The 17,538-nt window shown below is 56.7% G+C and carries 21 protein-coding genes; 11 read left to right on the top strand and 10 right to left on the bottom strand.

The window, feature by feature from the left end; all coding sequences use genetic code 11:
• Positions 1-5: 5 nt before the first annotated feature.
• The 3 genes from K3729_06715 to K3729_06705 all read right to left on the bottom strand — a co-directional run bounded on the left by K3729_06715 (position 6) and on the right by K3729_06705 (position 1,922).
• On the bottom strand, positions 6-797 hold the full coding sequence (locus K3729_06715) for a prolyl oligopeptidase family serine peptidase (GenBank protein ID UWR00461.1): 792 nt from the start codon (positions 795-797) through the stop codon (positions 6-8).
• A complete protein-coding gene (locus K3729_06710) occupies positions 797-1,438 on the bottom strand; it encodes a DUF3047 domain-containing protein (GenBank protein ID UWR00460.1) in 642 nt (213 codons plus the stop codon). Before K3729_06710 ends, K3729_06715 begins: the two co-directional genes overlap by 1 nt.
• 88 nt (positions 1,439-1,526) lie before the next feature.
• Entirely contained in the window at positions 1,527-1,922 is a 396-nt protein-coding gene (locus tag K3729_06705) for a cytochrome c (protein ID UWR00459.1), read from the bottom strand.
• A gap of 108 nt (positions 1,923-2,030) precedes the next feature.
• On the opposite strand from K3729_06705, the gene K3729_06700 reads away from it, so the two are divergent.
• A complete protein-coding gene (locus K3729_06700) occupies positions 2,031-2,465 on the top strand; it encodes a DMT family transporter (GenBank protein UWR00458.1) in 435 nt (144 codons plus the stop codon).
• Here the strand turns inward: K3729_06700 and K3729_06695 are convergent.
• From K3729_06695 to K3729_06680, 4 genes are read right to left on the bottom strand one after another with little or no spacing between them, the layout of a single operon-like run.
• Positions 2,462-3,436, bottom strand: a complete 975-nt coding sequence (locus K3729_06695; protein UWR00457.1) for an Ldh family oxidoreductase — start codon at positions 3,434-3,436, stop codon at positions 2,462-2,464. The two genes, K3729_06700 and K3729_06695, sit on opposite strands and share 4 nt — an antisense overlap.
• 24 nt (positions 3,437-3,460) lie before the next feature.
• Positions 3,461-4,141 (bottom strand): ABC transporter ATP-binding protein, encoded by a 681-nt coding sequence (locus tag K3729_06690; protein ID UWR00456.1) that lies wholly within the window; start codon positions 4,139-4,141, stop codon positions 3,461-3,463.
• On the bottom strand, positions 4,134-5,423 hold the full coding sequence (locus K3729_06685; GenBank protein ID UWR00455.1) for an ABC transporter permease: 1,290 nt from the start codon (positions 5,421-5,423) through the stop codon (positions 4,134-4,136). Before K3729_06685 ends, K3729_06690 begins: the two co-directional genes overlap by 8 nt.
• A gap of 51 nt (positions 5,424-5,474) precedes the next feature.
• Positions 5,475-5,837, bottom strand: a complete 363-nt coding sequence (locus K3729_06680) for a MerR family transcriptional regulator (GenBank protein ID UWR00454.1) — start codon at positions 5,835-5,837, stop codon at positions 5,475-5,477.
• A 74-nt stretch (positions 5,838-5,911) separates the two neighbouring features.
• Between K3729_06680 and K3729_06675 the strand changes: the two genes are divergently transcribed.
• Entirely contained in the window at positions 5,912-6,310 is a 399-nt protein-coding gene (locus K3729_06675) for a hypothetical protein (protein UWR00453.1), read from the top strand.
• Positions 6,311-6,346: 36 nt separating this feature from the next.
• Here K3729_06675 and K3729_06670 read toward each other — a convergent pair whose 3' ends face one another.
• Together K3729_06670 and K3729_06665 are read right to left on the bottom strand one after the other, a co-directional pair.
• Positions 6,347-7,054, bottom strand: coding sequence for a ThuA domain-containing protein (locus K3729_06670; GenBank protein ID UWR00452.1), 708 nt, complete (start codon positions 7,052-7,054; stop codon positions 6,347-6,349).
• The gene (locus K3729_06665) at positions 7,051-7,644 is read right to left on the bottom strand and encodes a DUF2937 family protein (protein ID UWR00451.1); all 594 of its coding nucleotides are present in this window, start codon (positions 7,642-7,644) and stop codon (positions 7,051-7,053) included. The genes K3729_06670 and K3729_06665 overlap by 4 nt, the downstream gene beginning before the upstream one ends.
• A 173-nt stretch (positions 7,645-7,817) precedes the next feature.
• On the opposite strand from K3729_06665, the gene K3729_06660 reads away from it, so the two are divergent.
• The 4 genes from K3729_06660 to K3729_06645 are packed head-to-tail and all read left to right on the top strand — an operon-like array spanning position 7,818 to position 9,761.
• Complete coding sequence (locus K3729_06660; GenBank protein ID UWR00450.1) at positions 7,818-8,267, top strand: hypothetical protein; 450 nt, start codon at positions 7,818-7,820, stop codon at positions 8,265-8,267.
• Between the two features lie 3 nt (positions 8,268-8,270).
• Positions 8,271-8,483, top strand: a complete 213-nt coding sequence (locus K3729_06655; protein ID UWR00449.1) for a helix-turn-helix transcriptional regulator — start codon at positions 8,271-8,273, stop codon at positions 8,481-8,483.
• Positions 8,484-8,505: 22 nt separating this feature from the next.
• Positions 8,506-9,150, top strand: a complete 645-nt coding sequence (locus K3729_06650; GenBank protein UWR00448.1) for a DUF2306 domain-containing protein — start codon at positions 8,506-8,508, stop codon at positions 9,148-9,150.
• The gene (locus K3729_06645) at positions 9,147-9,761 is read left to right on the top strand and encodes a class I SAM-dependent methyltransferase (protein ID UWR00447.1); all 615 of its coding nucleotides are present in this window, start codon (positions 9,147-9,149) and stop codon (positions 9,759-9,761) included. Before K3729_06650 ends, K3729_06645 begins: the two co-directional genes overlap by 4 nt.
• On the opposite strand, the gene K3729_06640 is transcribed toward K3729_06645, so the two are convergent.
• A complete protein-coding gene (locus tag K3729_06640) occupies positions 9,758-11,095 on the bottom strand; it encodes a proline--tRNA ligase (GenBank protein ID UWR00446.1) in 1,338 nt (445 codons plus the stop codon). The two genes, K3729_06645 and K3729_06640, sit on opposite strands and share 4 nt — an antisense overlap.
• A 214-nt stretch (positions 11,096-11,309) precedes the next feature.
• Here K3729_06640 and K3729_06635 point away from each other — a divergent pair, with 214 nt between their 5' ends.
• From K3729_06635 to K3729_06615, 5 genes are all read left to right on the top strand, one after another.
• Positions 11,310-11,825 carry a fasciclin domain-containing protein gene (locus tag K3729_06635; GenBank protein UWR00445.1) on the top strand — a complete coding sequence of 172 codons (516 nt, stop codon included), beginning with the start codon at positions 11,310-11,312 and terminating at the stop codon, positions 11,823-11,825.
• A 121-nt stretch (positions 11,826-11,946) separates the two neighbouring features.
• Positions 11,947-13,005, top strand: coding sequence for an AI-2E family transporter (locus K3729_06630; GenBank protein UWR00444.1), 1,059 nt, complete (start codon positions 11,947-11,949; stop codon positions 13,003-13,005).
• Positions 13,006-13,008: 3 nt separating this feature from the next.
• Positions 13,009-13,677: a chromosomal replication initiator DnaA gene (locus K3729_06625; GenBank protein UWR00443.1), complete on the top strand. Its 669-nt coding sequence runs from the start codon at positions 13,009-13,011 to the stop codon at positions 13,675-13,677.
• Between the two features lie 61 nt (positions 13,678-13,738).
• On the top strand, positions 13,739-15,916 hold the full coding sequence (locus K3729_06620; GenBank protein ID UWR00442.1) for an RNA degradosome polyphosphate kinase: 2,178 nt from the start codon (positions 13,739-13,741) through the stop codon (positions 15,914-15,916).
• A gap of 68 nt (positions 15,917-15,984) precedes the next feature.
• Complete coding sequence (locus K3729_06615) at positions 15,985-17,535, top strand: Ppx/GppA family phosphatase (protein UWR00441.1); 1,551 nt, start codon at positions 15,985-15,987, stop codon at positions 17,533-17,535.
• Positions 17,536-17,538 lie beyond the last annotated feature (3 nt).

Here is a 17,538-nt window from a genome sequence, read left to right as displayed (position 1 = left end):
GCGCGTTAAGGGCGCCCCTTATCCACCATCTCGATCGCTGCACGCAGATGTTCAAGCCGGAACGAATGTCCCCCTTCAAACATGCAGAATCCCAACGTTTGATCTTCGGCATTATCGCGCACAGCACAGTCAAGTCCGCCCACTTGCTGTGAAACCGCGTTCCCAAAGCCTCCGTGGCGTGCGTACATGCCAAGGGCCGTCGGGACGTCGCCTTGATGCGACGTCCTGATCGCGCGGCCTGATAGCGGTACGGTTGGGTCGTTGTCGCCGTGAATGTGGACAACGCTGATGGGTGGCGTATCGCAGGTGTTTGGGATGTCTTCCCAGAACGTGCCGGACATCGGCACAGCCGCCCGCAGCAGATCGGATCGGTCGCAGATTAAGTTCCACGTCATCATCCCGCCCGCCGAAAAACCAGTTGCGATGATGTTGTCTTGATTGATGCCAAACTGCGTTGCTGCATCGTCTAAGACAGCTTCGAAATAGGCCAGTTCCCCTGCCCCGTCCGATGACGGATTTGACGGGCTACCCGGCAGGTCCCACGTCCCATCCACACCATTTGCCGCGATCAGCGCATAACCCATGTCCGCCGCAAGTCTGCGCAGCCCGCCATTGTTCATAACCCCGCGCGCTGACCCACGATGCCCGTGCGAAAACACGATAGCACCGGGGTTTTCCACGGTGTCCGGCATTGCGATCCGGTAGCTACGGTCGCCCACCACACAATCCGTGTCAGCGCCGCATGCCATCCCTCCTGTCGGAAGGATCGCAAGGGCCAATGCAGCAAACCACCGCATCAGTTAAGCGTCAGGTTGCCGATGGCGGCCCGGATCGTACTGTCCGTGTCATCGCTGTCGCCGGACACGGCAATGCCCACAAGCGATCCCGGCTGACCACCAAACGCCTGCGCATAGTCCGCAGCCAGATTGACGTTTTCGCTATACGATCCTGTGCCCGCCTGCCGCAGCATCACATTCACGCCTTGGCCCCGCAGATACGGTGACTGGAACTGTGATCCACGTGCATGGTTTCCGCCCCACACGTACAGCAGAACGCGGACGTCGTCATTGCCGAGTAGTTGCCGGATGCTCGCGTTTTGCAGACCTGCCGCCTGATCATCGGGCACAAATACAAAGTAGAGCGACATATTGCGATCATCGCCGCCTTTTTGGCGCAGGTCCGTCGCTGGCACGGATTGTTCAACCGTCCAGTTCCACCGCCCGTTTGTCGCCTGCCAGTCGCTTTGTGGAATGCGTTTCCACGCAATTGATACGCCGCCGTCGGACGTCATGCTCAACGTGTTTCCAAAGCTGTAGCGATTGTTGGAAAACAGCGACAACTTCTGCTCGGACCAGCCGCTGGAAAAGCTGACCGGGCCCGCGGCCGCGGTGTTTGCGACCAAAGTCGCTGCAATCGCTAAAGTACGGAAAAACGTCATGGGGTGCTCCTTTAGGTGACCTGTTGAACAAGTCACGTAACAGGATCACCCAAAGTTTCACCACACGTTTGCGTGGGTCACGGGAATGTTAAAGCTCTTGGATGCTTTCAAGGTAATCGGCGAGCGCGATCAACCCGACTGGCGTTGGCGTCCCAAGACCATCTTCACCCTCGACAATCACAGCTTCGCCGAGATCACCTGCGCCAAATTCCGGCATCGCATTGGAAAAGTGCGGATCGCGGTCCAAACCGTCGATGATCGCCATAATGTCCTGACGTGGGAAGGTTCCCCCGTTGCGCGCAGAAATCATTGTCAGATCCGCCGCGATAAGCCCAACGCCTGTGACAAGCGGACCCGACCCTTTGCCGTCAACACCATGACAACCTGCGCAATTTTCCATGAACGATGCACGTCCATCTGGAATTTCAAGTTCTTCAACACATGCCGCCAGCATGAGTGGAATGAAAAGTGCCGATAATCGCATCTTGGCCTCCCTGTTTTTGTTCGTTTTTCCGAGCGTCGCCGAAATTGGCAGTTGTTACTTTGATATGGATCAGACTGCTTCTAAGCTAGTCATATATGAGGAGCCCAGATGCACAATTCCTATCTTATCATGCTCGCCGCTGGTATCGGCGTGCCCGTGCTGGCCGCATTGAACGCGGCGCTTGGCCGGACGATTGGGTCACCTGCTGTTGCAGCAGCCACGTTGTTCTTGGTCGCCTTTGCATCGGCGGCCATAGTGGCGCTTTTGACCGCTCCGCAGGCCGCTGCAAAAATCGCGACAGCCCCCAAACATCTGCTGCTTGGCGGCGTGCTAATCGCGTTTTACGTCCTGTCTATCACTTGGATCGCACCGGTTATCGGTGTTGGTAACGCGGTGTTTCTCGTCCTGATTGGACAAATGATTGCTGCGGCGACGATTGATCACTTTGGTTTATTTGGTGCTAACGTCGCACCGCTAAACGCAACACGTGCCGCAGGCATTTGCGTCATGGCGGCAGGCGTTTTCATTACACAAAAAGCCTAAGCAGACAGGCCCTTCACAGACGCCCAAAGCGCGTCGGGTACTTCAACATCGACCAGAACCTTGCGGTTCGCGCCGGGAATGCGTCCGCCGTCTTGTTCTGCAATCGCGTCCGCCACACGGGCAAACCGATCCGCGAAATGGTCCCCGTGGGTTGCCGGATCAATCAGAATGTAGAACTGACCAAGCCCGTGGGGCGCGCCGTCCGGCAGTTTTAACCCACTTACGTCAAGCGAATTGACGCTTGCCGTCAGGCCAGCGGCCAACAGTTCCACCATCAGGCCAAAACCCCAGCCTTTGTACCCCCCAGCAGAAACCAATGCGCCTTTCAAAGCCGCCTCTGGGTCGGTGGTCGGTTGCCCATCTTGATCAACGGCCCAGCCAAGCGGGATAGTCTCGCCGGCGGCTTTCGCCATCGTGATCTTGCCCAATGCCACGGCAGAGGTTGAAAAGTCGAAATGCATTGCAGGCGCGGGATCGCCCGGCACCGTCATCGCAATCGGGTTTGTGCCGATCACGGCCTTGTTCCCACCAGGTGGTGCGACCACGGGTGACGCGTTGGTCATCCCGATCCCAATCAAACCCGCCGCCGCGATTTGTTCGGTAAAGAAGCCCAGCGATGTACACGTATGCGCATGCGCGACCGACAAAGTCGCAACACCCATTTCGCGCGCGGCCTCTATCGCGCGGGGCAGCCCTGCGGCAAAGGCGGGTTGCGCAAAACCGAATTTCGCATCTGCCATGATGGACGCGGGGCGCGGCGCTGACACAACCGGCGTGACTTGGCCATCGACCCGTCCCGACTTCAGCTGCGTGCAGTAGCTTTCAAGGTAATACAGACCGCAGATGACATTGCCTGTTTCTTCGGCCCGCGCGACGGCCTTGGCAACATGGGCCGCCTGTTCTGTGCCCGCGCCGTGATGGATCAATGCGGCGTACGAGGCGTCATAGATTTCAGGCACAGTCACTTGCATGTCGTCTCTTCCTTTGCGGTTTCGTCAGACAGGTGCCAACGTGCCTGCGGTCATCCGTACCGTCCGGTCCATCCGTGCGGCCAATTCGAGGTTATGTGTCGCGATCACAGCAGACAGACCAGTCCCACGCACCAATTCCATCAGCGCGTCAAACACCCGATCCGATGTGTCAGGGTCAAGATTGCCTGTCGGTTCATCCGCCAACAAAAGCGACGGATTGTTCGCCAATGCGCGGCAAAACGCGACCCGTTGCTGTTCACCGCCCGACAAAGCAGCGGGGCGGTGTTTGGCCCGCGTATCAACACCAACCCTGCCAAGCAGGTCCATCGCGTGTTCTGTCGCAAGACCTTCCGCAACGCCATTCGCCAGTTGCGGCAGCACGATGTTTTCCAGCGCTGTGAATTCCGGCAGCAAGTGGTGGAATTGATAAATGAAACCGACCTCCGACCGTCGCACCGCCGTCCGTTTGCGATCCGACAGTTTCGTCATATCGGTGCCATTGATCGTCACCGTGCCGTCGTCCGGACTATCGAGCAGGCCCGCGATGTGCAAAAGCGTCGATTTACCGGCACCGGACGGGGCCACCAACGCCACAACTTCGCCCGATGCAACAGCCAAATCGGCGCCTTGAAGCACGGTCACCGCGTTGGGTTTGCCTTTGTTATAGGTCTTTGTGATCCCAGCCACATTCAACACGTTATTCATAGCGCAGCGCCTCAACGGGGTTCATCCGTGCCGCACGACGCGCAGGGAAAATGGTGATGATCCACGACAACGACAGCGACAAGGTCACAGCAGAGATCACGTCTTTCAACTGCAGTTCCGCAGGCAATCGGTAAATGCCCCGGATGGACGGGTCCCAAACGCCGCCGTTGCCGATGGAATTCACGAAGCCAAAGATTTGGTCGATATAAAGAGCAAAAAAACAGCCCAAGATCACACCAAACAACGTGCCCGCCGTTCCGATCCCTGCCCCGCAGATGAAGAAAATCCGCAGGATCGACCCTTCGGTCAGGCCCATTGTGCGCAGAATACCGACGTCGCGGCCCTTGTTTTTAACGAGCATGATCAAGCCGGAAATGATGTTCATCGACGCGATCAGGACGAGGATCGACAGAATGACGAACATCACGTTGTCCTCGACTTCAAGCGCGCGCAAAAATGCGCCAGCGCTGTCGCGCCATGTCCAGACGTAGCCGCCTTCACCGATGGTCGCCATGACCTGTGGCAGGTACTTTTCAATCTCGTCGGGGTCTTCGACCATGACTTCGATCTCGGTTGCGACGCCATCGCGGTTAAAGAACAACTGCGCCTCTGCGATCGGCAGATAAGCGCGGATTTTGTCGATGTCGTAGCGGCCAGCCGTGAAGATATAGACCACGTCATAGACGTTCACCCGTGGCGTGGTGCCAAGTGCAGTGCGTGCCCCGTTGGGCGAAATAATCTTGATCCGGTCGCCAACCCCAACGCCAAGGTCTTTGGCTAACGCCGATCCAATCGCGATACCGTCTTCGAAGTTGTTGATATCGCCGGACGAATCCTCAGGATTTGCGATACGTGGGATCGTTAGAAGATTGTCAAAAGAAATGCCGTAAACATCCACAGCCGCGTTGTTATCACCGTAGTTGCCCATCACCTGACCGCGCACCAACGGTGCTGTCCGCGTGACACCCGGGATAGCGGCAAGGTCAGTCGCCAATTCGTCGTAGCCCTTAATCAGCTGCGTGTAGCGGCCCGAATCCGGTACCACCTCGGACTGGCGGTAAACGGCGACATGGGCGTTCGAGCCAAGGATCGTGTCGACAAATTCCGCCCGAAACCCGGACCGCACGGCCAAAGTCGCAATCAACGCAAACACAGCAAGCGTCACGCCGATCAGGCTGATCCACGTCATGACGCTGACACCACCTTCGGCCCGTTTCGCCCGAATGTAACGCCACGCGATCATCCACTCAAATTTCGCAAATGGGGCTGTTTTGCCTGCCATTTTCGGCCTCCTACTGCTCGGATTGCAAACTGGGGCTTGCGGGGTGCAAGGTCAAGCGCTGGGATGCAGCCCAAGCGGACAAACGTCATTCAGCCGCGTTTGCAGAATATCACGCAAAGACAGGATGTTCGCAGCTTTCGCTTCGAGTTCAGTGATCTTGGCTTGCAGCAATCCGCCCACATCGTCCGCCGACATCTGTGCATCTTGCAATGCTGACGTCAGATCCGCGATTTCGCGCAGTGTAAATCCAAGCTGCTGCGCGAGCCGGATCATTTTAAGCAATTGCACCGTCGCAGGGCTGAAATCGCGGTACCCATTGGCCCGCCTGTCTGCCGCGATCAATCCGCGTTTTTCGTAGAACCGGATCGTGTCCGTGCTGACACCCAGTGAATCTGCAAGTTCCCCGATACGCATGATAAACCTCTTGACCTTGGATCATACTCCAAGGTGTAGGGCTATCCGGTCAATTGCAAGAAAGGAAATTGCAGATGCTATCGGAGACAACATTCCGGCGGATTTACCGGATAGGATCGTGGTACGATTTGATCGTCACATGGCCGCTCGCCACGCCGTTCACCTTGGCCATGCTGTGGGCCACTATGGGCGGCATTCACAGCCAATTCGGGCTCGCGCCCTTACCCACATTGGACACCTACGCGGTCCTTTTCGCCAACATGGCTGGCACGGTTGTCCTGATCTGGACCGTGCTGCGGATCAGGTGGGACGACTTGCGGCTAGCGCGTTACGATGCTGTCGGGCGTTTCGCGTTTTCAACGTGGATGATCGTGGCACTTAGCAACGGGGGCAGCCCAATTCTGTACGGGTTTCTGGCATTCGAAGTGACGTTCGGCGTTCTACAGGCATTGCCGTATCGCCGCGACACTTAAAAAACGACGCCCCGACCACAAAGTCGGGGCGCTACATTACCAGTGATTGCCAGCCGTTTGCAGCGGGCTAAGATCACGCCCCTTCGCGGCCTCTTTACTACCAGCCGCCCAAAGCACACCGCGTTTGATCATTTCAAACGCGGGTCCAGTGGCCACAACATTCGCCTGATGGCCCAGCGCGTTGTAGTAAACGCGGCCAAGCCCCCAAGTCCGCGTCCAAGCCACCGGCATATCAACAGCGCCGTTCGGCGTGTGATACCAGTCGACGACATCGGTACGAGTGGTCGCAAGCACGGTGTTCGCCGGATCGACGTGCAGGTAATATTGCTCTGTCTCGACGTCAAAATCGCCGATACCCGCAACAAGCGGATCGTCAGATGTGATTTGCACCCGATGTTTCACCCCGTCACCGCCCGGATGCGCCACCCAATTGGCCCCCGTGATGAACTGCCACAACGGCACCCCACGAAAAGCGTCACACATCCCGCCATGACAGCCTGCCAGACCTGTGCCATGTGCAACGGCTTCGGACACGTTGGTGGCGGCATCACGACTAATATCGCTCATGGTCCAGACCGGAATGATCAGGTCGTAAGTCTTCAACTTGTCCGCATCGTCGAAGCAATCGAGGCTGTCAGTAACGTCCGGCGTGCCGCCAGCATCCGCAATGATGGACCGGAAAATCTCGGCAACTTTGTCGGGCTCATGGCCATCCCAGCCGCCCCATGTGATCAATGCTTTCATGGTCTTGTCTCCCCCATCAGGCGCGGAGCCTGACTTACGTTTTGATGTGGTCGCCGGATCGGCGGATCGCGGCGAATTGAATCTTGATCAGATTTTGCGGGTTTTGTCCGGCGACGGCGGAAGGGCCGCGCGAACACTGACAGGATGACCCCCAAGCCAGCCCAACCACCCAGAAAGCCAGCAGCGGCAGACGCCAGCCCCGCTGTCGTCATGGGCACTGCAGGCGCGAAATCAGACCACGTATTACGCAGAATTTCCGCATCGTTCATCCGATGGAACAGGGCCAAACGCTCCATTTCTGTCGCACTGCGCAGCTGGCTCAGCGCCGTCGTCAACGCTGTATGCCGCGCAAATGTCGTTTGCATATCCGCTTGGCGGGCATCCAGAAATGCAGTGCCGGACAATTGCGCCAAAGCCTGCGACCGCGTCAGCCCAGCGTCCAACGCAGACTGGTCAAAATCCGCGACGATCACATCCAACGCATCAACTTGTCCGGCCAAACGCTGGACATATTGCTGTGCAAATTCAGGATATTGGGACAAAACACCTGCCCCGCAAAGCCCTGCACATAATGAAAGGACGCGGATCATCGATCCGCCCAACGGGTATGGGAAAGTGTCATGTTTGCCTGCCTGTATTTTTGAAAACTTTACCATGAAAATCAGATTCGGGGAGATCGATTTTGGGGCACCGTGTTTGATATTATTGACTCCGTGTAAAAGATTTTATACCTTGAGTACAGAATCATTAACCCGAGGCCGCCATGTCCCACGAAGAACGCAATACCTTTGCAGGCATCATCACCAGCCTGATTGTCATCCTTTATTTCGGCAGCAAAATCCGCAGTAACTGGGGTGCCGGTCTTTACGATGGGCCGAATGGCGCAAGCGTTTGGGCGCAAGATGTTTTGTGGATGATCCCCGTCTGCATCGTTCTGATGATTGCCCTGACAATCGCGTTCAATATCCTGCACGCGATCATCACGAACACGCCGAACCCCAGCTCTCTCACTGACGAACGCGACACTATGATCGGGCGGCGGGGGTCCATTGCGACGATGATCGTCGCCAGCATGGGATTTATCGCAGCACTGATCGGTATGGCGATGGGCTGGACGGCGCTGGGTGGTCTCAACATGATCTTGGTCAGCTTCGCGGTGGCTGATCTGGTCGGGAACGTTACCAAGGTCGCAGCCTACCGGTTTGGCATCTAAAGCATGGCCAAGTCGCATATCACCAATACGATCCGCAAATGCCGCTTTGACGCGGATGAAATGACCCAAAAAGCCTTGGCCGAAAAGGTCGGCGTCACCCGCCAAACCATCATGGCTATCGAGAACGCAAAATATTCCCCGACGTTAGAACTCGCTTTCCAGATCGCGGCTGTCTTTGGCAAAAACCTAGACGAAATTTTTAAGTACGACCCTTAGTCAACCAACAAAGGTTATTCCTATGAAACGCATTTTTGTGCGCCCTATTGTGGTGCCGTTGGTACTGTTTCTGATCAGCGGCATGACAATTCTTTTCGCGTCAGTCCAAGCCGTTCAAATCCCAACAGGCACCCTGCCCGCGGAAAACGCACGGATCTCCACCGCCCCAATCAGTCACTTCGCCCATGTAATCGGCGGGATCGTCTTCGGTGTATTGGGCCCAATTCAATTTGGCCGCGTTTTGGCCCGCAAATTCGGCAGGCTTCACCGCATCATGGGCCGCGTTTTCGTCTTGGCAGGCGCATGTCTGGCACTCAGTTCGCTGAGCCTATTGTGGGCGTTTCCCAACGCTGCAGGCGACCTCGTGAACACAGGTCGTTTGGTATTCGGGATCACATTGGCAATTGCATTAGGCATCGCCATACAGGCCATCCGCGCCCGCAATATCCCGCGTCACCGCGACTGGATGATCCGCGCCTATGCGATTGGAATGGGCGCTACATTGGTGTCTGTCGCCTTCCTACCGATCTTTCTGATCACGGGAACGCCTCCGTCAGGTTTGATGTCTGACGTTATCTTTATCGGATCTTGGGCCGCGTGCATTGTGTTCGCAGAATGGATCATTCGCAGGGCGCAGCCCCGCACAGCAGCAGGAGCAATAGCATGAGCCGCGACGTTACATTTTGGAACCTGATGGCCAAACGTTATGCAAAGTCCGACATCGCGGATGTCGCCGCCTACGAACGGAAACTGGCAATGACGCAAGCGGTCATGCACCCTGACATGGACGCGCTAGAATTCGGCTGTGGCACGGGATCAACCGCCGTGATCCATGCACCATTTGTGAAACAGATGACCGGTATCGACTATTCACGAAACATGATCGAAATCGCGCGGGCCAAGGCGGAGACGGTGCAAAACCTGCAGTTTGAAGTGTCCGAATTGGGCAATTGGCCGGCAAGTAATGCCAGCTACGACATCATTCTAGGCATGAACATTCTGCACCTGCTACCTGATCATCACGCGGCTTTGGCCGATGTCCGACGCCTGATCAAAACGGGAGGCTATTTCGTCAGCACCACAGTTTGTCTGGGTGAAATGTCCGGTGTCTTGCCACGGCTGTTGCCGCTACTTTCAGCCACAAGGCTCATCCCAAAGGTGGTGCCGATCGCGTCGGACACGTTGGCTCAGGATATCCGCGACGCCGGTTTCGAAATCGTCGAAAACTGGCGGCCCGAACCGGGCCGCTCAGCTTTTGTCATCGCAAAGGCGGTTTAAAGCGCCGCGTAGATCGCTTTGATCTTCGCGATTGCATCGGCGGCAGGCATCTCTTCGCTTTCGCCGGTGCGGCGCGATGTAACTTCGACAACGCCGTTTTTGATGCCGCGCGGGCCAATAGTGATCCGCCATGGCAGGCCGATCATATCCATGGTGCCAAACTTGGCCCCTGCACGTTCATCACGGTCATCGTAAAGCGGATCGAGACCAGCCGCGATGAACTGCTTGTACAGATCTTCACACGCCGCGTCGCAAGCTTCATCGCCCGCACGCATGTTCAGAATACCAACGTCGAACGGTGTCACGCCTTCTGGCCAGATGATACCTTTGTCGTCGTGTGACGCTTCGATGATCGCGCCAAGCAGACGGGACACGCCGATACCGTGCGACCCCATGTGAACGTTCACCTTACCACCCTGACCGTCATCGACAGCAGCGTTCAGTGCGTCAGAATACTTGGTCCCGAAGTAGAAGATTTGACCAACTTCAATGCCTCGGGCCGTCTTGCGACGCTCTTCCGGCACCTCGTTGAACAACGCCTCGTCATGCGTTTCGTCGGTACGGGCATACTTCGTGGTGAATTCTTCCATCACTGCCGCGCAGGCCGCTTTGTCATCAAAATCGATCTCGCGGTCGCCGAAGGTCAGGTCAGTAACGGCGCTATCATAGAACACTTCGGATTCACCGGTCTCCGCTAGCACGAGGAATTCATGCGTATCTTCGCCACCAATCGGACCGGAATCAGCCCGCATCGGGATCGCCTTCAGGCCCATGCGTTCGTATGTCCGCAGGTACGACACGAGGTGGCGGTTATACGCGTGCAGCGCATCTTCTTTTGTCAGATCAAAGTTGTAGCCGTCCTTCATGTAAAATTCACGGCCGCGCATCACGCCAAAACGCGGGCGGACTTCGTCGCGGAACTTCCACTGGATTTGGTACATCGTCAGCGGCAGATCTTTGTAAGACGTTACGTTGGCACGGAAGATATCGGTGATCAGTTCTTCAGCCGTTGGCGTGAACAACATATCGCGGTCGTGACGGTCTTTGATCCGCAGCATTTCATCGCCGTAGGCATCATAGCGCCCGCTTTCGCGCCACAGATCAGCCGACTGGATCGTTGGCATCAGCATCGCGTGATGACCGGCCTTGGCCTGTTCTTCGTGCACGATGTTTTCGATCTTTTTCAGGACTTTGTAGCCCAATGGCAGCCAAGAATAGATACCAGCACTGGCCTGTTTGATCATGCCTGCTTGCAGCATGTAGCGGTGCGACACGACCTGCGCCTCGCGCGGGGTTTCTTTGAGGACGGGCAAGAAGTAGCGGCTCATGCGCATGGGAGGCGACCTTTATCACGAGGGATGTTTCAGCGAACGGGTTTAAGGGCCGCACGCCAGCGTGGCAAGGTCGCGCGACGTATCTAGCGTGGTTTTGGATCAAAGATTTCACAGGCCTGACATTGTTGTCAGCCAAGTGAACCAGCCCCACTGAACCCGCGTAACCCTTATCACATGCAACAACGCATGACGGGAAATTTTTAGGGGAAGACAAATGACCGTGACCAAAACCTTCGCAATCGCCGCAGCAGCCGCGCTGACCATGTTCGCAGGATCAGCCAAAGCCAACACAATCGTCGACATCGCTGCCGCGGACGACCGGTTCTCAACACTCGTCGCAGCCGTCGGTGCCGCAGGCCTTGCCGAAACGCTGTCCGGTCCGGGTCCATTCACAGTTTACGCGCCATTGAACGATGCGTTTGACGCACTGCCAGCGGGCACCGTCACCACATTGCTTCAGCCTGAAAACAAAGACCAATTGACCAACGTCTTGCTGTACCACGTAGATGACCGTGAACTGCAGGCGTCCGATTTCGCAGCCGGTTCGAACTACTACAAACCCGTTTTGGCATCCGAACGTCTTTGCATCACCAGCCACGGTGGCGTTTCAATCGCTGACGGGACAGGCGACACGGCCAACGTTGTCGTCGCAAATATCCAAGCCAGCAACGGCGTGATCCACGTCATCGACAAAGTACTGCTGCCAGGCACGCGCCCTGCTTGCCACTAAGCCGAACGATCGGGCTGGCCGTATTTCGGGATGGTCAGTCCGAGACTTGAATACACGTCCAGACTTGCGCCTCCGGCCCCTTTGTCCCATTTGTTAGGGAATTGGCAGGGGATGAAGACACATGGCGCTGAGCGTGCAACAACAAACGGTCTATTGGGGCGTCGCGACAGCGGTGTTCTGCGGTGTGTTGTGGGTCTTGGGCGACGTAATCATGCCGTTCATCCTTGGCGGGGCGATTGCATATTGCCTTGATCCGGTAGCGGACCGGCTTGAAAAAATGGGTCTTAGTCGTGTATTATCCGTCACGCTGATCACCCTCGCCGCATTCCTGATCTTCATTCTATTGGTGCTCTTGGTCATCCCGACGCTTGTCACCCAAGCTACCGCGTTGATCGAAGCGGCTCCAGACGCGCCCGCACGTCTACGCGAATTCCTGACGACAAACTTCCCCGCCTTGCTGGACGAGGAAAGCACGATCTATAAACAGCTGCTCGCGATTGGTGAAACGATCCAAGCCAAAGGCGGCGAACTGATCAGCGGCTTGCTAAGCTCTGCCGCAGGGCTTCTGAACGTCCTTGTTTTGTTGGTCGTTGTGCCTGTTGTCGCATTCTACCTTCTGCTTGACTGGGACAACATGGTTGCGCGCATTGACGACCTGATCCCGCTGGATCACGCAGACACACTGCGCCATTTGGCCCGCGAAATTGACAGCACGCTGGCGTCGTTCATCCGGGGTCAGGGCACCGTGTGCCTCGTGATGGGCACATTCTATGCCGTTGGGCTGATGGCCGTTGGGCTGAACTTCGGGCTGGTCGTCGGGTCTTTTGCGGGTTTGATCACGTTCATCCCATACGTCGGTGCGTTGGTTGGCGGCGCATTGGCGATTGGTCTGGCCATCTTCCAGTTCTGGGGCGAATGGGGCTGGATGGCCGCCGTCGCTGCGATCTTTGCGTTGGGCCAATTCCTAGAAGGCAACATCATCACGCCGCGCCTTGTTGGTAATTCTGTGGGCCTTCATCCTGTCTGGTTGATCTTCGCATTGTCGGTTTTTGGCGCATTGTTCGGATTCGTTGGGATGCTGGTTGCAGTGCCCGTGGCGGCGATGATCGGCGTACTGATCCGCTTCGGGATCACAAAATACAAAGAAAGCCTGCTGTATCGCGGCAAGTCAGGCACCTAATAGATGGCAGAGCAACTTACATTCGACCTTCCGGCTGGGGTCGCGTTGACGGCTGGGGATTTCTTCGTGTCCGAAGCAAATGCTGCGGCCTACGTGCTGGTCACCCATGTCGACAGCTGGCCTGAACGTAAACTGGTTCTGACAGGTCCCGAAGGGTCCGGCAAAAGCCATCTGGCCCGTGTTTTTGCGACCAACGAAGACGCCATCATCATTCCCGCGGCGACCCTGACCGGTGAAATGACACGCCCGAAGAAACCCGTCGTGATCGAAGATATCGAAACCCTGACCGCATCGGGCGAAACGGCCCTGTTCCATCTGCATAACCATATGCGCGACGTTGGTTTGCCGCTGCTGATCACCGCCCGCAGCGCACCAACGCGTTGGAACATCGCGCTGCCCGATCTGGCAAGCCGTATGCAGGCTGCGACCCCGACTGTGATCGGTGATCCTGACGATGACCTGCTGACGGCGATCATCATGAAATTGTTCGCCGACCGGCAAATCATGCCGTCGCCGAAACTGCCGTCTTATCTGACACTGCGGATTGAACGATCTTTCCGCGCCGCTGCTGAAATTGTCGAAGCGATGGATGCCGCGGCATTGACCCACAAACGGGACGTGAACGAAAAGCTGGCAGGTCAGGTCCTTGCGCAAGTAGAGGCCGAAGTCTAACCTGCAAAGATCACCGCTAAACCGTCATAAAACCATCGCTTTTCAGCTTTAAGCAGGGCCCATGATTAACGCAGACTTCCTAGAAAGCGATACGGCCACGCCGCAATCGCTTGATCTCGATATGACCTCTGACGCGCGGTTCGTGAACCGCGAATTAAGCTGGCTTAGCTTCAACAACCGCGTGCTCGAAGAAGCCGAAAACCCGCGCGTGCCATTGTTAGAACGCCTACGTTTCCTATCGATTTCGGCGACCAACCTTGATGAATTCTATACGGTGCGCGTGGCAGGCCTGCGTGAATTGGCCCTTGCTGGCAACGTGACCCCAGGTTTGGACGGTCGCACGCCAGCCGAACAGCTGAAACTGATCGACGTCGATGCGCGCGCGCTGTTGCACCGTCAGCAGGACGTGTTCCGGACCCTGATTGCCGAGATGGCCGAGCAAGACATGCATCTGCTCAGCCGCGCCACGATCACCGAAGACGACAAACCCTTCCTAAGCGAAATGTTCTTGGATCAGGTGTTTCCGGTCCTATCGCCCTTGGCAATTGATCCGGCGCACCCGTTCCCGTTCTTGCCGAATGAAGGGTACGCGCTGGCGCTCGATCTGGAACGCGCAAGCGACAAACGCCCGTTGCGCGCCCTGCTACCTGTGCCCGCGCAGATTGACCGCTTCATTTCGCTGCCAACCGAAAAAGGCCACCGGTTCCTGCCGCTCGAAGAACTGCTGTTGATGCATGTGGGACAGCTTTTCCCAGGCTACAAACTAAAGGGCCACGGCGCGTTCCGTGTGCTGCGTGACAGCGACCTGGAGGTCGAGGACGAAGCCGAAGATCTGGTCCGCGAATTTGAAACCGCCCTGAAACGCCGGCGTCGTGGTGAAGTCGTGCGGCTGAAAATGGCGGCGCGTGCGCCCGATACGCTCAAGGCGTTTATCATGGCCGAAATGCACCTGACGGCAGATGAAATGGTCGAGGTAAACGGGCTCATCGGCATCGCTGACCTCAAGGAACTGGTCATCGACGACCGCGCAGACCTGCTTTGGCCCGCGTTCACGCCACGCGTGCCTGAACGAGTGCAAGACCACGACGGCGACATGTTCGCAGCCATCCGCAAAAAAGACATGCTGCTGCACCATCCCTACGAAACCTTCGACATGGTCGTGCGGTTTCTGCGCCAAGCTGCTCGCGACCCTAACGTCGTCGCGATTAAGCAGACGCTGTACCGGACATCGCGCAAGTCCCCGATTGTCGAGGCACTATGCGAAGCCGCCGAAGACGGCAAATCGGTCACAGCGCTCGTCGAACTCAAGGCCCGCTTTGACGAAGCCGCCAACATCCGCCAGTCGCGGCGTCTGGAACGGGCCGGCGCGCATGTCGTGTACGGCTTCCTGAACTACAAAACCCACGCCAAGATCAGCACCGTTGTGCGCCGCGAAGGCAGCAAATTGGTCACCTACACGCACTTTGGTACCGGCAATTACCACCCGATCACCGCGCGGATTTACACCGACCTTAGTCTTTTCACATGTGACGCTAAACTTGGACGCGACGCCACAAAAGTGTTCAATTACCTATCTGGTTACGCCCAACCCGAAGGTCTGGAAAATCTCGCCATTTCACCGATTGATCTCAAAAAGACATTGATTGAACGGATCAAAGGCGAAATCGAGAACGTCAAAAACGGCAAACCAGGCGTAATTTGGGCCAAGATGAATTCGCTGATCGAACGCGACGTGATTGACGCCTTGTACGAAGCATCACAGGCGGGCGTGAAGATCGATCTGGTGATCCGCGGCATCTGTGGCCTGCGGCCCGGCGTGATTGGATTGTCCGAAAATATCCGTGTGAAATCAATTGTCGGGCGTTTTCTGGAACATTCCCGGATTGTTTGTTTCGGAAACGGTCACAAGCTGCCGTCGAAAAAGGCCGCCGTGTTCATTTCCTCTGCGGATTGGATGAGCCGGAACCTGAACCGCCGTGTCGAAACGCTGGTCGAAATCAAGAACAACACCGTTAAAGCCCAGATCGTCAGTCAGATTATGGCTGCAAACCTTCATGATGTGGCGCAAAGCTGGGTCATGGGGCCGGAAGGCGATTTCGCCCGTCCGATCATCCCCGATGGCGAATTTGCGTTTAACTGCCACCGCTTCTTCATGGAAAACCCGTCGCTGTCAGGGCGCGGATCAGCGGGTGCATCCGACGTGCCACAGTTGACGCATACCGAAGAAGACCCAGCTTAACCTTCGCTGTGAATTGACATGCGGGGCATGCCTGTCACAAGGTCGTTCTACGAATAAGGGGAGACACCATGCTGGGACCTGACAGCTCTGACGACGCCATCGACTGGGGCGGATTTGGCAGACCTTTGTTCGAAGATGCAGCCGCCATGGGACTTGGCCGCGTTGGTGTGATCGACGTTGGGTCCAACTCTGTCCGGATGGTTGTGTTTGATGGCGCAGCGCGGTCGCCCGCCTATTTTTACAACGAAAAAATCATGTGCGGCTTGGGCGCTGGCCTGTCGGAATCCGGACGTCTGAACCCCGAAGGCCGCGTTCGCGCCCTATCCGCCATCCGCCGCTTCGCCGCATTAGCCGAAGGCATGGGCATTACCCCGCTCACAGCCGTCGCTACAGCAGCGGTGCGCGAAGCATCCGATGGCCGCGACTTCCGCGATGAAGTTGAACGCAAAACAGGCATCAAAATCTGGATCATTGATGGGCGTGAAGAGGCACGTTTGTCAGCCCAAGGTGTCTTGCTCGGCTGGCCCGGATCCTACGGTCTGGTTTGTGACATTGGCGGGTCTTCCCTAGAACTAGCCGATCTTGCCGAAGGGCGCGTTGGCCGACGTGTGACATCGCCGCTTGGCCCGCTTAAACTGCGAGATATCAAAGGCGGCAAGAAAGCGAAAAAGGCTCACATCAACGATGTCATGACCCAATTGCACGCCGAAATGGGCACGCCCAAAGCGATGCGTCTCTTTCTGGTCGGTGGATCATGGCGGGCCATTGCACGGATCGATATGGAACGGCGCGGTCATCCGCTGACCGTTCTTCATGAATATCGGATGACAGCGCGTCAGGTGTCGAAAACAGCGGATTACATCGCCAAATCCGACCTGCAGGAATTGCGGGCGAAATGCCATATCTCTGACAGCCGGATGTCGCTGGTGCCGTTGGCCATTCTTGTTTTGAAATCACTGGTCCGCAAATTCAAACCCAAAGACATCGCCATTTCATCCTACGGCATCCGCGAAGGAATGCTGTACGAACAAATGCCGCGCGAACTGCGCGAACGTGATCCGTTGATCGAAGCTTGCCGTTTTGCCGAAAGCAAAGATGCGCGCCTGCCCGGCTTTGGCCGCATCCTGTACGATTTCGTCAAGCCATTGTTTCCACGTGCAAATTGGCAACGCAAAAGGATCATTAAGGCTGCCTGCTTGCTGCATGATGTCAGTTGGCGTGCGCACCCGGATTATCGCGCAGAGGTGACGTTCGACAACGCGACCCGCGCCAATCTTGGTGGGTTGAAGCACTACGAACGGGTCTTCATGGGCTTGGCTTTGATGTATCGCTACACGTCGAAACCCGGCGGCGGGCGGTTTAGTGATCTGATCGACATGCTGGATGATCGGCAAATCAAAGACGCTGAAATCCTTGGGCGGGCCATGCGTTTGGGGGCCATGCTGTGGGTCGATGGAAAACAGGACCCCGGCACGCTGAAGTGGAAGCCAAAATCGGCCGAATTGCATCTACGGCTGACCAAAGACGCCGAACCTTTGTTCGGTGAAGTCGCCGAGGCCCGATTTAATGCGCTCGCAACAGCGCTAAACGGCACGGGCAAGGTCAAGTTCGCGAAATAGCCC

This window comes from Rhodobacteraceae bacterium S2214 (genome assembly GCA_025141675.1).
Taxonomy (GTDB): domain Bacteria; phylum Pseudomonadota; class Alphaproteobacteria; order Rhodobacterales; family Rhodobacteraceae; genus Yoonia.
Note: the sequence above shows the minus strand (reverse complement) of the source record. Positions and strands in the feature narration are given on the sequence as shown.

What these genes read in the sequence shown, in the direction of transcription:
- K3729_06715 (UWR00461.1), bottom strand. Translation starts at nt 797, where the DNA reads ATGCGGTGGTTTGCTGCATTGGCCCTTGCGATCCTTCCGACAGGAGGG.
- K3729_06710 (UWR00460.1), bottom strand. Translation starts at nt 1,438, where the DNA reads ATGACGTTTTTCCGTACTTTAGCGATTGCAGCGACTTTGGTCGCAAAC.
- K3729_06705 (UWR00459.1), bottom strand. Translation starts at nt 1,922, where the DNA reads ATGCGATTATCGGCACTTTTCATTCCACTCATGCTGGCGGCATGTGTT.
- K3729_06700 (UWR00458.1), top strand. Translation starts at nt 2,031, where the DNA reads ATGCACAATTCCTATCTTATCATGCTCGCCGCTGGTATCGGCGTGCCC.
- K3729_06695 (UWR00457.1), bottom strand. Translation starts at nt 3,436, where the DNA reads ATGCAAGTGACTGTGCCTGAAATCTATGACGCCTCGTACGCCGCATTG.
- K3729_06690 (UWR00456.1), bottom strand. Translation starts at nt 4,141, where the DNA reads ATGAATAACGTGTTGAATGTGGCTGGGATCACAAAGACCTATAACAAA.
- K3729_06685 (UWR00455.1), bottom strand. Translation starts at nt 5,423, where the DNA reads ATGGCAGGCAAAACAGCCCCATTTGCGAAATTTGAGTGGATGATCGCG.
- K3729_06680 (UWR00454.1), bottom strand. Translation starts at nt 5,837, where the DNA reads ATGCGTATCGGGGAACTTGCAGATTCACTGGGTGTCAGCACGGACACG.
- K3729_06675 (UWR00453.1), top strand. Translation starts at nt 5,912, where the DNA reads ATGCTATCGGAGACAACATTCCGGCGGATTTACCGGATAGGATCGTGG.
- K3729_06670 (UWR00452.1), bottom strand. Translation starts at nt 7,054, where the DNA reads ATGAAAGCATTGATCACATGGGGCGGCTGGGATGGCCATGAGCCCGAC.
- K3729_06665 (UWR00451.1), bottom strand. Translation starts at nt 7,644, where the DNA reads ATGATCCGCGTCCTTTCATTATGTGCAGGGCTTTGCGGGGCAGGTGTT.
- K3729_06660 (UWR00450.1), top strand. Translation starts at nt 7,818, where the DNA reads ATGTCCCACGAAGAACGCAATACCTTTGCAGGCATCATCACCAGCCTG.
- K3729_06655 (UWR00449.1), top strand. Translation starts at nt 8,271, where the DNA reads ATGGCCAAGTCGCATATCACCAATACGATCCGCAAATGCCGCTTTGAC.
- K3729_06650 (UWR00448.1), top strand. Translation starts at nt 8,506, where the DNA reads ATGAAACGCATTTTTGTGCGCCCTATTGTGGTGCCGTTGGTACTGTTT.
- K3729_06645 (UWR00447.1), top strand. Translation starts at nt 9,147, where the DNA reads ATGAGCCGCGACGTTACATTTTGGAACCTGATGGCCAAACGTTATGCA.
- K3729_06640 (UWR00446.1), bottom strand. Translation starts at nt 11,095, where the DNA reads ATGCGCATGAGCCGCTACTTCTTGCCCGTCCTCAAAGAAACCCCGCGC.
- K3729_06635 (UWR00445.1), top strand. Translation starts at nt 11,310, where the DNA reads ATGACCGTGACCAAAACCTTCGCAATCGCCGCAGCAGCCGCGCTGACC.
- K3729_06630 (UWR00444.1), top strand. Translation starts at nt 11,947, where the DNA reads ATGGCGCTGAGCGTGCAACAACAAACGGTCTATTGGGGCGTCGCGACA.
- K3729_06625 (UWR00443.1), top strand. Translation starts at nt 13,009, where the DNA reads ATGGCAGAGCAACTTACATTCGACCTTCCGGCTGGGGTCGCGTTGACG.
- K3729_06620 (UWR00442.1), top strand. Translation starts at nt 13,739, where the DNA reads ATGATTAACGCAGACTTCCTAGAAAGCGATACGGCCACGCCGCAATCG.
- K3729_06615 (UWR00441.1), top strand. Translation starts at nt 15,985, where the DNA reads ATGCTGGGACCTGACAGCTCTGACGACGCCATCGACTGGGGCGGATTT.